This window comes from Zavarzinia marina, from assembly GCF_021568905.1.
GTDB classification, from domain to species: Bacteria; Pseudomonadota; Alphaproteobacteria; order Zavarziniales; family Zavarziniaceae; genus Zavarzinia; species Zavarzinia marina.
The window spans coordinates 575,610-587,909 of the sequence record NZ_JAKGSB010000001.1 but is presented as its reverse complement, the minus strand read 5'-3'; the positions used below and the strand labels follow the sequence as shown (position 1 = coordinate 587,909).

General features: G+C 65.4%; 15 protein-coding genes and 3 tRNA genes. 1 reads left to right on the top strand and 17 read right to left on the bottom strand.

Annotation, left to right across the window (positions count from 1 at the left end; translation table 11 throughout):
• Positions 1-3: 3 nt before the first annotated feature.
• From nuoK to L2U69_RS02750, 15 genes are all read right to left on the bottom strand, one after another.
• Positions 4-312: an NADH-quinone oxidoreductase subunit NuoK gene (gene nuoK / locus L2U69_RS02820; RefSeq protein WP_268967205.1), complete on the bottom strand. Its 309-nt coding sequence runs from the start codon at positions 310-312 to the stop codon at positions 4-6.
• Positions 313-314: 2 nt separating this feature from the next.
• On the bottom strand, positions 315-929 hold the full coding sequence (locus L2U69_RS02815; protein WP_236104823.1) for an NADH-quinone oxidoreductase subunit J: 615 nt from the start codon (positions 927-929) through the stop codon (positions 315-317).
• A 10-nt stretch (positions 930-939) separates the two neighbouring features.
• The gene (gene nuoI / locus L2U69_RS02810) at positions 940-1,428 is read right to left on the bottom strand and encodes an NADH-quinone oxidoreductase subunit NuoI (protein WP_236104822.1); all 489 of its coding nucleotides are present in this window, start codon (positions 1,426-1,428) and stop codon (positions 940-942) included.
• Between the two features lie 11 nt (positions 1,429-1,439).
• Entirely contained in the window at positions 1,440-2,435 is a 996-nt protein-coding gene (nuoH, locus tag L2U69_RS02805) for an NADH-quinone oxidoreductase subunit NuoH (RefSeq protein ID WP_236104821.1), read from the bottom strand.
• Positions 2,436-2,458: 23 nt separating this feature from the next.
• On the bottom strand, positions 2,459-2,614 hold the full coding sequence (locus L2U69_RS02800; RefSeq protein WP_236104820.1) for a hypothetical protein: 156 nt from the start codon (positions 2,612-2,614) through the stop codon (positions 2,459-2,461).
• Complete coding sequence (nuoG, locus tag L2U69_RS02795; RefSeq protein WP_236104819.1) at positions 2,607-4,664, bottom strand: NADH-quinone oxidoreductase subunit NuoG; 2,058 nt, start codon at positions 4,662-4,664, stop codon at positions 2,607-2,609. Before nuoG ends, L2U69_RS02800 begins: the two co-directional genes overlap by 8 nt.
• 8 nt (positions 4,665-4,672) lie before the next feature.
• The gene (gene nuoF / locus L2U69_RS02790; protein ID WP_236104818.1) at positions 4,673-5,971 is read right to left on the bottom strand and encodes an NADH-quinone oxidoreductase subunit NuoF; all 1,299 of its coding nucleotides are present in this window, start codon (positions 5,969-5,971) and stop codon (positions 4,673-4,675) included.
• 4 nt (positions 5,972-5,975) lie between these two features.
• Positions 5,976-6,596, bottom strand: a complete 621-nt coding sequence (nuoE, locus tag L2U69_RS02785; RefSeq protein ID WP_236104817.1) for an NADH-quinone oxidoreductase subunit NuoE — start codon at positions 6,594-6,596, stop codon at positions 5,976-5,978.
• Positions 6,593-7,771, bottom strand: a complete 1,179-nt coding sequence (locus L2U69_RS02780; protein ID WP_236104816.1) for an NADH-quinone oxidoreductase subunit D — start codon at positions 7,769-7,771, stop codon at positions 6,593-6,595. The genes nuoE and L2U69_RS02780 overlap by 4 nt, the downstream gene beginning before the upstream one ends.
• Before the next feature lie 13 nt (positions 7,772-7,784).
• Entirely contained in the window at positions 7,785-8,411 is a 627-nt protein-coding gene (locus L2U69_RS02775) for an NADH-quinone oxidoreductase subunit C (RefSeq protein ID WP_236105768.1), read from the bottom strand.
• 34 nt (positions 8,412-8,445) lie between these two features.
• The gene (locus tag L2U69_RS02770; protein WP_236104815.1) at positions 8,446-8,979 is read right to left on the bottom strand and encodes a NuoB/complex I 20 kDa subunit family protein; all 534 of its coding nucleotides are present in this window, start codon (positions 8,977-8,979) and stop codon (positions 8,446-8,448) included.
• Complete coding sequence (locus L2U69_RS02765; protein WP_236104814.1) at positions 8,970-9,335, bottom strand: NADH-quinone oxidoreductase subunit A; 366 nt, start codon at positions 9,333-9,335, stop codon at positions 8,970-8,972. The genes L2U69_RS02770 and L2U69_RS02765 overlap by 10 nt, the downstream gene beginning before the upstream one ends.
• Positions 9,336-9,716: 381 nt before the next feature.
• On the bottom strand, positions 9,717-10,292 hold the full coding sequence (locus L2U69_RS02760; protein ID WP_236104813.1) for a TetR/AcrR family transcriptional regulator: 576 nt from the start codon (positions 10,290-10,292) through the stop codon (positions 9,717-9,719).
• Positions 10,293-10,302: 10 nt separating this feature from the next.
• Positions 10,303-11,100, bottom strand: coding sequence for an emopamil-binding family protein (locus tag L2U69_RS02755; RefSeq protein WP_236104812.1), 798 nt, complete (start codon positions 11,098-11,100; stop codon positions 10,303-10,305).
• Between the two features lie 162 nt (positions 11,101-11,262).
• A tRNA-Asp gene (locus L2U69_RS02750) sits at positions 11,263-11,339 on the bottom strand.
• Between the two features lie 134 nt (positions 11,340-11,473).
• Between L2U69_RS02750 and L2U69_RS02745 the strand changes: the two genes are divergently transcribed.
• Positions 11,474-11,965 carry a GyrI-like domain-containing protein gene (locus tag L2U69_RS02745; RefSeq protein WP_236104811.1) on the top strand — a complete coding sequence of 164 codons (492 nt, stop codon included), beginning with the start codon at positions 11,474-11,476 and terminating at the stop codon, positions 11,963-11,965.
• Positions 11,966-12,029: 64 nt separating this feature from the next.
• Here L2U69_RS02745 and L2U69_RS02740 read toward each other — a convergent pair.
• Positions 12,030-12,106: transfer RNA gene (locus tag L2U69_RS02740), tRNA-Asp, on the bottom strand.
• A 96-nt stretch (positions 12,107-12,202) separates the two neighbouring features.
• Positions 12,203-12,277 (bottom strand) — tRNA-Val (locus L2U69_RS02735).
• Positions 12,278-12,300: the final 23 nt, after the last annotated feature.

Here is a 12,300-nt window from a genome sequence, read left to right as displayed (position 1 = left end):
CCGTCAGCCCTTCATGAGGTTGATGTCCTCAACCGCGATGGTGCCGCGGTTGCGGATGTAGATGACGAGGATGGCGAGGCCGATCGCCGCCTCGCCGGCGGCGACGGTCAGGATCAGCAGGGCGAAGACCTGTCCGGCCAGATCCCCCAGGAAGCTGGAGAAGGCGACCAGATTGATGTTCACCGCAAGCAGGATGAGTTCGACCGACATCAGGATGATGATGACGTTCTTCCGGTTCAGGAAGATGCCGAAGACGCCGATCACGAAGAGGATGGCGGCGACGGTCAGATAATGGCCGAGTCCGATTTCCATGTTCAGATCCCCTGCCCCGGCTGGACTTTCTTGACCTCGACCGCGGTCTCCATGGTGCGGGTGACCTGATCCGAGATCTTCTGGCGCTTCACGCCCGGACGGCTGCGCAGGGTCAGCACGATGGCGCCGATCATGGCGACCAGCAGGATCGCGCCCGCCGCCTGGAACGGCAGCAGATATTGCGTGTAGAGGATGCGGCCGAGCGCATCGGTGTTCGACAGGGTGGCTGCGTCCGGCGCCCTGGCGGCGGCAAGATTGCCCGCCTCGGGCAGCACGCTCCACGAGCCGAAAACGAGCAGCAGTTCGACCAGCAGGATGAGGCCGATCAGGGCGCCCACCGGCAGATATTGCAGGAAGCCCTGGCGCAGCTCGACGAAGTTGACGTCCAGCATCATGACGACGAAGAGGAAAAGCACGGCAACCGCGCCGACATAGACGATGACCAGGATCATCGCCAGGAATTCGGCACCGAGCAGAAGGAACAGCCCCGCCGCGTTGAAGAAGGCGAGGATCAGGAACAGCACCGAATGTACCGGGTTCCGGGCCGAGATGACCATGAAGCCCGACGCGACGGTGATCGCGGCGAAGAGGTAGAAGACGAGCGCGGTGACGGTCACGATCCCCTCCTCACCGATAGGGCGCGTCGGCGGCGAGGTTCGCCGCGATCTCGCGCTCCCACCGCTCGCCGTTCGCGAGCAGCTTGTCCTTGTTGTACATCAGCTCCTCGCGGGTCTCGGTCGCGAATTCGAAGTTCGGGCCTTCGACGATGGCATCCACCGGACAGGCTTCCTGGCAGAAGCCGCAGTAGATGCATTTGGTCATGTCGATGTCGTAGCGCGTGGTGCGGCGGCTGCCGTCTGCGCGCGGCTCGGCCTCGATGGTGATGGCCTGTGCGGGGCAGATCGCCTCGCACAGCTTGCAGGCGATGCAGCGTTCCTCGCCGTTGGCATAGCGGCGAAGGGCATGTTCGCCCCGGAAACGCGGGCTCAACCGACCCTTTTCATAGGGGTAGTTGATCGTCGCCTTCTTCTTGAAGGAATAGCGGAAGGTGAGCGCCATGCCCTTGACCAGTTCGGTCAGCAGGAAGGCGCGGGCGGTACGGTCGAGAAAGGCCATGGTGCTTCTCCTCAGCCCTTCACCGGCAGCAGGTCGAAGGTGACCAGGAAACCGGCGGTCAGGACGAGCCAGAACAGCGAGAAGGGCAGAAAGACTTTCCAGCCTAGGCGCATCAGCTGGTCGTAGCGATAGCGCGGCACCGTCGCCTTCACCCAGCAGAAGGTGAAGAGGACGAGGAAGGTCTTGGCGAAGAACCAGATCGGACCGGGGATCCAGTCGAGCAGGCCGAACAGCGAGATCGGCTGCCAGCCCCCCAGGAACAGCAGCGAGGTCATGGCCGACATCAGAATGATGTTGCCATATTCCCCGAGCATGAAGAGGGCGAAGGAGATCGACGAATATTCGATCTGGAAGCCCGCCACCAGTTCCGATTCCGCTTCCGGCAGATCGAAGGGCGGGCGGTTGGTCTCGGCCAGCGCCGAGATGAAGAAGACGACGAACATCGGGAACAGCGGGATGGCGAACCAGACCGTCTCCTGCGCCTTCACGATGTCGTTCAGGTTCAGCGAACCGACGCAGAGCAGGACGGTGACCATGACGAAGCCTATGGAGACTTCATAGGACACCATCTGCGCCGCCGAGCGCAGCCCGCCGAGGAACGGGTATTTCGAGTTCGACGCCCAGCCGCCCATGATGATGCCGTAGACACCCAGCGACGAGATGGCGAAGAGATAGAGGATGCCGACGTTGATGTCGGCCAGCACGATGCCGTCGCCGAAGGGAATGACCGCCCAGGCGATCAGCGCCAGGGTGAAGGTCAGCACCGGGGCGATCAGGAACACGCCCTTGTTGGCGCCGGCCGGGATGATGGTTTCCTTGAACAGCAGCTTCAGGCCATCGGCGAAGGGCTGCAGCAGACCGAAGGGACCGACCACATTGGGGCCCTTCCGCAACTGCATCATGGCCCAGACCTTGCGATCCAGCAGCGTGGTGAAGGCGACCGCCAGCAGCAGCGGCAGGATGATGGCGAAGATCTTCGCCAGGATGATCAGGAGTTCGAGGAACATGTCGCTGTCCGCCCCGGTTACGTTCAGGCGCCCGCGGGCGTCAGATGAGGTGCCATCTCGCGCCAGATCAGCGCCGCCACGGCGACGATGGCCGCAAGGACGAGCGGCATCAGCACGCCCACCACCTCGGCGGAAATGGCGACCAGCGGGATGACCGCCTCTGCAAACAGATTAACCATGTGTCCCCGTCGCCCCGTGGTCCATGTCCTGGCCGTCCCTCGCCGCCACGCAGGCGGCCATGGTGGCCGAGGCCCGCGCGATCGGATTGGAGAGATAGAAATCCGCCACGGCTAGGGCGTAAGGCTCCTTGCCCATCGGATTGCGTTCGCCGAATTCGCCCCAGCCGGCCGGCCCCACTGTGTCGAGCGCGCCGAAATGCGGCGCGAGTTCGACCATGCGGGCGCGCAGTTGCGCCAGGCTGTCGTAGGGCAGCTTCTTGCCGATCCGCTCCGAGAAAGCGCGCAGGATCGCCCAGTCCTCGCGGGCATCGCCCGGCGGGAAGACGGCGCGGCGGCCGCGCTGCACCCGGCCTTCGGTGTTCACATAGGTGCCGCTCTTCTCGGTATAGGCGGCCCCCGGCAGGATCACATCGGCGACATGGGCACCGGCATCGCCGTGGCTCCCCTGATAGACGACGAAGGGTGCGTCGAGGCGCGAGACGTCGATCTCGTCGGCGCCGAGCAGCCACAGGAAATCGACCCCGCCACCAATCATGCCGGCGACGTCCAGCCCCCCCTCGCCCGGCACGAAGCCGAGGTCGAGCGCGCCGACGCGCGATGCCGCGGTGTGCAGCACGTTGAAGCCGTTCCAGCCGTCGCGGACGTTGCCGCTCTTCTCGACCAGACGGCGGGCGAAGAACAGGGTGGCCGCCCCGTTCGGACCCTGCAGGGCGCCCTGCCCCAGGATCACCGCCGCCTTCTTGCCGGCGGCGAAGACCTCGGCGAAGGGATGCTCGCCACGCGCGATGTCCCACAGCACGCGGGCCGAATTGCCCAGCCATTCGACGCCATAGGTCAGGTCGACCTCGGGGCCGATGGCGGCGATCTTCACGCCGCCGCGCAGCCAGGCCTTGCGCAGCCGGGCATTGAGCACCGCCGCCTCGCTGCCCGGGTCGGTGCCGACCAGCAGGATGACGTCCGCCTCCTCGATCCCGGTGATGCCGGAATTGAACAGATAGCCGCCCCGGACGCTGGCATCGAGCTTGGCACCGTCCTGTCGGCAGTCGATGTTCTTCGTGCCGATGGCCTCCATCAGGTCCTTCAGGGCCAGGATCGACTCCGCGTCGGCCAGGTCACCGGCGATGGCGCCGACCTTTTCCGGTGCCGTCTTCTGCAGGGCTGCGCCGATGGCGGCGAAAGCCTCCTCCCAGGTCGCGGGCCGCAGCTTGCCGTCGATCCGCACGTAAGGCCGGTCCAGCCGGCGCCTGGCCAGGCCGTCGACCGCGAAGCGGGTCTTGTCCGAGATCCATTCCTCGTTCACGTCGTCGTTGAGGCGCGGCAGCACGCGGAGCACGGCGGCACCGCGCGCATCCAGCCGGACGGCGGAACCGAGCGCGTCATGGACGTCGATGCTCTCGGTCTTCTTCAGTTCCCACGGCCGGGCCGCGAAGGCATAGGGTTTCGAGGTCAGCGCGCCCACCGGGCAGAGATCGATGACGTTGCCGGAGAGGTTCGAGGTCACCGCGCGATCGAGATAGGTCGTAATCTCCATGGTCTCGCCGCGGCCGATGGCGCCGATCTCCTCGACCCCGGCCACTTCCGTCGCGAAGCGCACGCAACGGGTGCACTGGATGCAGCGGGTCATGGTCGTCTTGATCAGCGGGCCCATGTATTTCTCGGACACGGCGCGCTTGTTTTCCTTGTAGCGGCTGTGGTCGAAGCCATAGGCCATGGCCTGGTCCTGCAGGTCGCATTCGCCGCCCTGATCGCAGATCGGGCAATCCAGCGGATGGTTGATCAGCAGGAATTCCATCACGCCCCGTCGCGCCTTGCGCACCAGCGGGGTGTTGGTCTTGATCACCATGTTGTCGCCCGCCGGCATGGCGCAGGAGGCGACTGGCTTCGGCGCCTTCTCCATCTCGACGAGGCACATGCGGCAATTGCCGGCGATGGACAGGCGCTCGTGATAGCAGAAGCGCGGAATTTCGACGCCGGCCGCCTCGCAGGCCTGGAGCACCGTGGCGCCGGGGGGCACTTCGACGGTCTTGCCGTCAACGGTCAAGGTGGGCATGGATCACCTCACTCCGCAGCCACGGGCCGGGATGCGTTCCGGGCCTTGTAGTCTGCGATACGCTGTTCGACGACGGGGCGGAAATGGCGGAACAGGCCCTGGATCGGCCAGGCCGCCGCGTCGCCCAGGGCGCAGATGGTGTGGCCCTCGATCTGGGTCGTCACTTCGAGGAGGGTGTCGATCTCCTCCGGTTCCGCCTTGCCGACCACCATGCGTTCCATCACGCGCCACATCCAGCCCGTGCCCTCGCGGCACGGCGTGCACTGGCCGCAGCTTTCGTGCTTGTAGAATTTGGACAGGCGGGCGATCGCCTTGATCAGGTCGGTCGACTTGTCCATCACGATCACCGCCGCCGTGCCGAGGCCGGAGCGATGGCCGCGCAGGGTGTCGAAATCCATCGGCAGGTCGTCGCAGATCGCCTTGGGCAGCATGGGCACCGAGGAGCCGCCGGGGATCACGGCCAGCAGATTGTCCCAGCCGCCGCGCACGCCGCCGCAATGCTTCTCGATCAGTTCCTTCAGCGGGATACCCATTTCCTCTTCGACATTGCAGGGCCGGTTCACATGGCCCGAGATGCAGAAGAGCTTGGTGCCCGTGTTGTTCGGCTTGCCGAGGCCGGCGAACCACGACGCGCCCCGGCGCAGGATGGTCGGCGCGACGGCGATCGATTCGACGTTGTTCACCGTGGTCGGGCAGCCCCAGACGCCGACGCCGGCCGGGAACGGCGGCTTCAGGCGCGGCTGGCCCTTCTTGCCTTCCAGGCTCTGGATCAGCGCGGTTTCCTCGCCGCAGATATAGGCGCCGGCGCCGTGATGGACATAGACGTCGAAGTCATAGCCCGAACCGCAGGCGTTCTTGCCGATGAGGCCGGCGGCATAGGCTTCGTCGACGGCCGCTTGCAGGCGGCGGCGTTCCTGGATGAATTCGCCGCGAATGTAGATATAGGCCGCGATGGCGCGCATGGCGAAGCCCGCCAGCAGGCAGCCCTCGATCAGCTTCTGCGGGTCGTTGCGCAGGATCTCGCGGTCCTTGCAGGTGCCCGGCTCCGACTCGTCGGCATTGACCACCAGATAGGACGGCCTTCCGTCCGACTTCTTCGGCATGAAGGACCACTTCATGCCGGTCGGAAAGCCCGCGCCGCCACGGCCACGCAGGCCCGACGCCTTCATCTCGTCGATGATCCAGTCCTGGCCCTTCGCCATGATGGCGGCGGTACCGTCCCAATCGCCGCGCGCCTGGGCGCCGGCCAGCCCCGAATCCTCGAAGCCGTAGAGATTGGTGAAGATGCGATCCTTGTCCTGAAGCATCGCGTCACTCCCCTGCCTTGAGGGTGGTCAGCGTGGTCGGCCCGCCCTCGGGGCAGGACATCTGCCGGCCGTTCTGCGGGCCCGCCGCGGGCGTCTCGCCCCGGGCCAGCGCGTCGAGGATGGCATCGGTCTTCTCGGCCGTCAGATCCTCGTAATAGTCGTCGTTGATCTGGACCATCGGCGCGTTCACGCAGGCCCCCAGACATTCGACTTCCATCAGGCTGAACATCTCGTCCTTGGTGGTCTGGTTGATGCCGATGCCGAGCTTCGACTTGCAGGCCGCCAGCACCTCGTCGGAGCCGCGCAGCCAGCACGGCGTCGTGGTGCAGACCTGGACCAGATGCTTTCCGATCGGGGCCATGTTGAACATCGTGTAGAACGACGCCACTTCATAGACGCGGATCGGCGCCATCCCCAGCAGGGCCGAGAGATATTCCATGGCCGCGCGCGGCAGCCAGCCGCCGCATTGGCGCTGGGCGATGTCGAGCAGCGGCACGATGGCGCTCTGCTGGCGGCCGGCCGGATAGCGCGCGATGATCACATCGGCCAGCGCCTTGTTCTCGGCATTGAATTCGAAGGTGGCGGGCTGCTCGAACGGGCCCGCGGGTGCTACGCCATGGCTCAACGGTCGACCTCCCCGAACACGATATCCTGACTGCCGATGAGCGCCGGCACGTCCGCCAGCATGTGCCCCGTGGCCATGAAGTCCATGGCCTGGAGATGCACGAAGGCCGGCGCGCGGATCTTGCAGCGATAGGGCTTGTTGGTGCCGTCGCCGATCAGATAGACGGCGAATTCGCCCTTGGGCGCCTCGACCGCCGCATAGACTTCGCCGGCCGGCACGTGGAACCCCTCGGTATAGAGCTTGAAGTGATGGATCAGGGCTTCCATCGAACGCTTCATGTCGCCGCGCTTCGGCGGCGCCACCTTGCCGTCCTCGGTCATCACCGGGCCTTCCGGCATCTGCTGGATCGCCTGGCGGATGATCTTCAGGGACTCGCGCATCTCGTAGAAGCGGAGCACGAAACGGTCGTAGCAATCGCCGTTCTTGCCCACCGGAATGTCGAAATCCATCTTGTCGTAGGCGTCATAGGGCTGCGACTTGCGCAGGTCCCAGGCGACGCCGGAGCCGCGCAGCATGGGGCCGGTGAAGCCCCAGGCGATCGCCTCCTCCGCCGAGACGATGCCGATGTCGACGTTGCGCTGCTTGAAGATGCGGTTGCCGACGATCAGGGTCTCGAGGTCGTCGAGCACCTTGGGGAAGGTCTCGGTCCATTCCATGATGTCTTCGGCAAGGCCCGCCGGCATGTCCTGATGGACGCCGCCGACGCGGAAATAGGCCGCATGCAGGCGCGCCCCGCAGACCCGCTCGTAGAAGCACATCAGCTTCTCGCGCTCCTCGAAGCCCCAGAGGATGGGGGTGAGCGCGCCGACGTCCATGCCATGGGCCATGGTGTTCATCAGGTGATTGGCGATGCGCCCGATCTCGCACCAGAGCACGCGCATGTATTGCGCCCGCTCCGGGATCTTGCAGCCGATCAGCTTTTCCGCCGCGAGCACGAAGGCGTGCTCCTGATTCATCGGGCAGACGTAATCCAGGCGATCGAAATAGGGCACCGCCTGCATATAGGTCTTGTGCTCGATCAGCTTTTCCGTGCCCCGGTGAAGGAGGCCGATATGGGGATCGCAGCGCTCGATCATCTCGCCGTCGAGTTCGATGACGAGGCGCAGCACGCCGTGGGCCGCCGGATGCTGCGGCCCGAAGTTCAGGCTGTAGGATTTGATGTCGACTTCGGACATGGGCGGCGTCCCGTCAGTTCTTCGCCGGCGGCGCGGCGGGGGCGCCCGCCTTCTCGTCGCCCGGCAGGATGTATTTGGCGCCTTCCCAGGGGCTCAGGAAGTCGAAGCGGCGGAATTCCTGGGTCAGCTTCACGGGCTCGTAGACGACGCGCTTCTGCTCCTCGTCGTAGCGAAGCTCGACATAGCCGGTCAGCGGGAAGTCCTTGCGCAGCGGATGCCCCTCGAAGCCATAGTCGGTGAGGATGCGGCGCAGATCCGGATTGCCGTCGAAGAAGACGCCGAACATGTCCCAGACCTCGCGCTCGAACCAGCCGGCGGTCGGGAAGACATCGACCACGCTGGGCACCGCCACGTCCTCGCCGATGGCGAGCTTCACGCGAAGGCGCTCGTTCTTGCGCATGGACAGCAGGTGATAGACGACGTCGAAGCGGCTTTCACGCTCGGGATAGTCGACGCCGCAGACGTCGACCAATTGGTCGAGCAGCAGGGCCGGATCGTCCTTCAGGGCCACCAGCAGGTCCGCGATCCTGCCCGGTTCGACCGTCGCCGTGATCTCGCCATGGGCGACGGAAACGCCGGTCAGGCCCAGCGCCCCTTCGGTCATCAGGGCTTCGAGACGCGCGACGAAAGCCGCCGTCATCTCGGCATTGGGATAGAACGCCATGTCGCGCCTCTTACCTGGCGATGGTCTGGGTACGCCGGATCTTCTTCTGCAACTGCAGAATGCCGTAGAGCAACGCCTCGGCCGTGGGCGGACAGCCCGGCACATAGACGTCGACCGGCACGATGCGGTCGCAGCCACGCACCACCGAATAGGAATAATGGTAGTAGCCGCCGCCATTGGCGCAGCTGCCCATGGAGATGACCCAGCGCGGCTCCGACATCTGGTCGTAGACCTTGCGCATGGCCGGCGCCATCTTGTTGGTCAGGGTGCCGGCGACGATCATCACGTCCGACTGGCGCGGCGAGGCGCGCGGGGCGACGCCGAAGCGCTCCATGTCGTAGCGCGGCATGGAGGAATGCATCATCTCGACCGCGCAGCAGGCGAGACCGAAGGTCATCCACCACAGCGAGCCGGTGCGCGCCCAATTGACCAGCGCGTCGAGATTGGTGACGAGGAAGCCCTTGTCCGCCAGCTCGTCCGAAATATCCGTGAAGAACGGGTCCTTGACGGGGGGAGCCCCGTCAGCCTTGGTGATCACTCCCATTCGAGTGCCCCCTTCTTCCATTCGTAGGCGAAGCCCACGGTGAGTACGCCGAGGAACACCATCATCGACCAGAAGCCGAAGGTGCCGATGTCGCCGAGCGATACCGCCCAGGGGAACAGGAAGGCGACCTCGAGGTCGAAGATGATGAAGAGGATGGAGACCAGGTAGAACCTGACGTCGAAGCGGCCGCGCGCATCGGAGAAGGCATCGAAGCCGCATTCATAGGCGGATAGCTTCTCCGCGTCCGGCTTCTGCTCGCCGGTGATGAGGGAAGCGACGATCATCACGATCGACAGTCCGAGGGCGACCCCGAGAAAAATCAGGATCGGTAGGTATTCCCTGAGCAGCTCGTCCATGATGGATCCGTCAAACGCGAGAGAAGGGTCAGAAAGTCTGACTTATCGTGTCCGGACAACGAACCGCATCGGCACCAGCCGTGCCTGCGCCCGTCGCTCGACCCCGAAGCCGTCCCCTTTCTGTCGAAGGAGTATAGGCGCCGGATTATCTCAAAGAAAGTGATCGGTCCAGCGCAAAGCGCGTCTTCCTATCGCGACGCAGCGAAACCTGTCATCGCATTGAGACAAAAGTCGAATTCGACTCGGATGAGGCCTTGAATGCTGCGGTTGCGACGCATTCGCAGCTATGGAGTCGGCCCCGGAAAGATCCCCTCGCGTGCCACCGGAAAAGCCTCCGGCGGAAAGCCGCCGCCGGTGATCGTCTCCGGTTATCGGTGGGTATCAGGCGATAGAGACCAGCGATCGGAAAAAGCCCCGGAGATCGTCTTCGTCGCGCGGATCCCGCGTCTTCAAGGTCAGCATCGAGACCACCAGGCGGGTATAGATCTCGCAGCGGTCCTCGAGGGAGACGCCGTCCTTGGCGCCGCCGCCCATGATGGCGCGGAAGACGTCGAGGCGGATCGCCTCCCCTTCCCGCGCGGTCAGGGTCTTGTCGTAGACCTGCTCCGCCATGGAGGGTTCGGCGATGACGCTCAGGTAGCGGTCCCGGGGGATTTCGCGGCAGATGAAGGCCATGGCTTCGACCAGCCGGCTCTCCGGATCGGCGATGCCGGCGAGGTGCCCGGTCAGGCGCGCGACGAAACCGACCACCACCTGCAGCAGGGCGGCGTGGAGCATGTCCTCCCGCGTCGGGAAATAGCTGTAGACCGTCGCCCGCGTGACGCGGGCTTCCCGGGCGACGGCACTGATGCCGGTCTTTTCCTGACTGAATTTGCGGATGCAGCGCAGCGTGGCCTCGACGATCGCCTGTCGCGTGCCGCGCTCGTCCGTGCCCGCCCCCAGGGCCGCGATCGCCATTGCAGCGCTCTCAGCCGACGGCCCGGCGGCGTGCCGGCGTCGCCGCCATCTCGCGCCGCGCCGTCTCGTAGCCGTCGACGCGGTAGAGATGCGCCAGCTCCATGATCGCGGCCGGCAGGGCGATCACCGGGGCGACGATCCAGGGCACGTTGAGGCCGACGAACTTCAGCCAGAAGCCGAGCGCGCCCTGCTGGATATTGGCCCAGCCCACATGCCATTCGGCGACGAAGAAGACGCCGGTCATATAGGTCAGGCCGACGCCGATGATCAACGCCATCCAGCACGCCCCGATCTTGTCCCCGAGGTTGGCGCCGCGCTTGTAGAGATACCAGGCGTAGAGTTCGAACGGACCGGAGAAGCCGGCCATGAATTCGAGCCCCGCGATGGTCGGATTCGAGGTGATGTAGCGCGTGTCCGCGCCGCCATAGACCCACCAGGCCCAGAGATGGCCGTCCTCCGGCCCGATGCCGTGCACGACGCCGGTGAGATCGAGGAAGAACCACGGCAGCTCCCAGAACGTCTGGGCGATGCCGGAGACGAGAAGCCAGACGAAGCCGAACTCCGACCATTTCTCGAGCGTCGTGCGCTTCTCCCCCGCCCCGTCCATCAGCGCGATGAAGGGCACGAACAGCACCGCCAGGATCACCCAGGACGAATAGATGTCGATGGGCGTGCCGGGAATGACCCCCAGCGCCACCAGGGCGAAGGCGCCGCCGGCGAAGACCAGTGTCAGGAACAGCGACAATTGATAGACCCGAAGGCGCAGGCCCGTGGCGCCCCGTCCCAGATTCGGATGCAGTTCGCGCATGGTGGTTCCTCCCCCTTATCCGCGCTACCCGGATCAGGCCTATACAATCGAACATATTTCGTCAAATTGTATAGCAGAGGCCCGGAGGAACGAGGGCGCCGCTTCCGAAACGCGAAAAAGCCGCCGACCCCGGAGGGCGGCGGCTTTTCTTCGTCTTCGCGGTGGCGCGAGTGGCGGGGCTCGAACCCGTGACCTCCGGCGTGACAGGCCGGCGCTCTAACCAACTGAGCTACACCCGCTGAACCGCGAAGGCGGCCCTTGTATCGGCCTGTTCGATTCTTGTCAAAAGCCTATTTGCCGGGAAGCGACGATTCAGCATGGCGCGTCTCGCATGGTAGGCTGCGCCCACCGCGTACCGCCCCGGACCGAAGCCATGCAGACGACCGAACCCCGTCCCCCTGCCCCGCAGCCCGCGGAAATTCGCGCGGTCGATGCCTTCACGGTGGCTGGCCTGCGGGGCCATTTCACGATCGAGACCGTGGCGCAGATCCCCGCGCTCTGGCAGCGCTTCGGCCCCCATGTCGGCCATATGCCCGGCGAACTTCCGGGCCGCAGCTTCGGTCTTTCGCTCCGCCCGGCCGAAGCCGCCGAGGGCTTCGACTATCTCTGCGCCGTCGAGGTCGCGACCCTGGACGGATTGCCCGCCCCATTCGCCGGCATTCATGTCCCGGCCCGCGACTGGGCCGTCTTTCCCCATACCGGCCATATCTCCGGCATCGCGGCGACCTGCGGCGCGGCGATGGCCTGGTGCTGTCAGGCCGGCGGCCCGACGCCCGAGGGGGTGGAAATGGTCGAGGTCTACGGCCCGGCCTTCGATGCGGCAACGGGCCTCGGCGGCCTCGAAATCTGGGTGCCGGCGCCCTGAAGGGTCCTAGAGACGGAAAAAGCCGCCGACCCCGGGGGGCGGCGGCTTTTCTTCGTCTTCGCGGTGGCGCGAGTGGCGGGGCTCGAACCCGTGACCTCCGGCGTGACAGGCCGGCGCTCTAACCAACTGAGCTACACCCGCTGAGCCGCGAAGGCCGTCTATTTACTGACCACCCCCGGCCCTGTCAAGCCCCCGTCCCCGTCATTTGCGGTACGGAAATCCCGAAGGTGGAAGGGATGGTGGGCGATGACGGTTTCGAACCGCCGACCCTCTCGGTGTAAACGAGATGCTCTACCGCTGAGCTAATCGCCCGAACGCATGCCGCCGTCATCGGG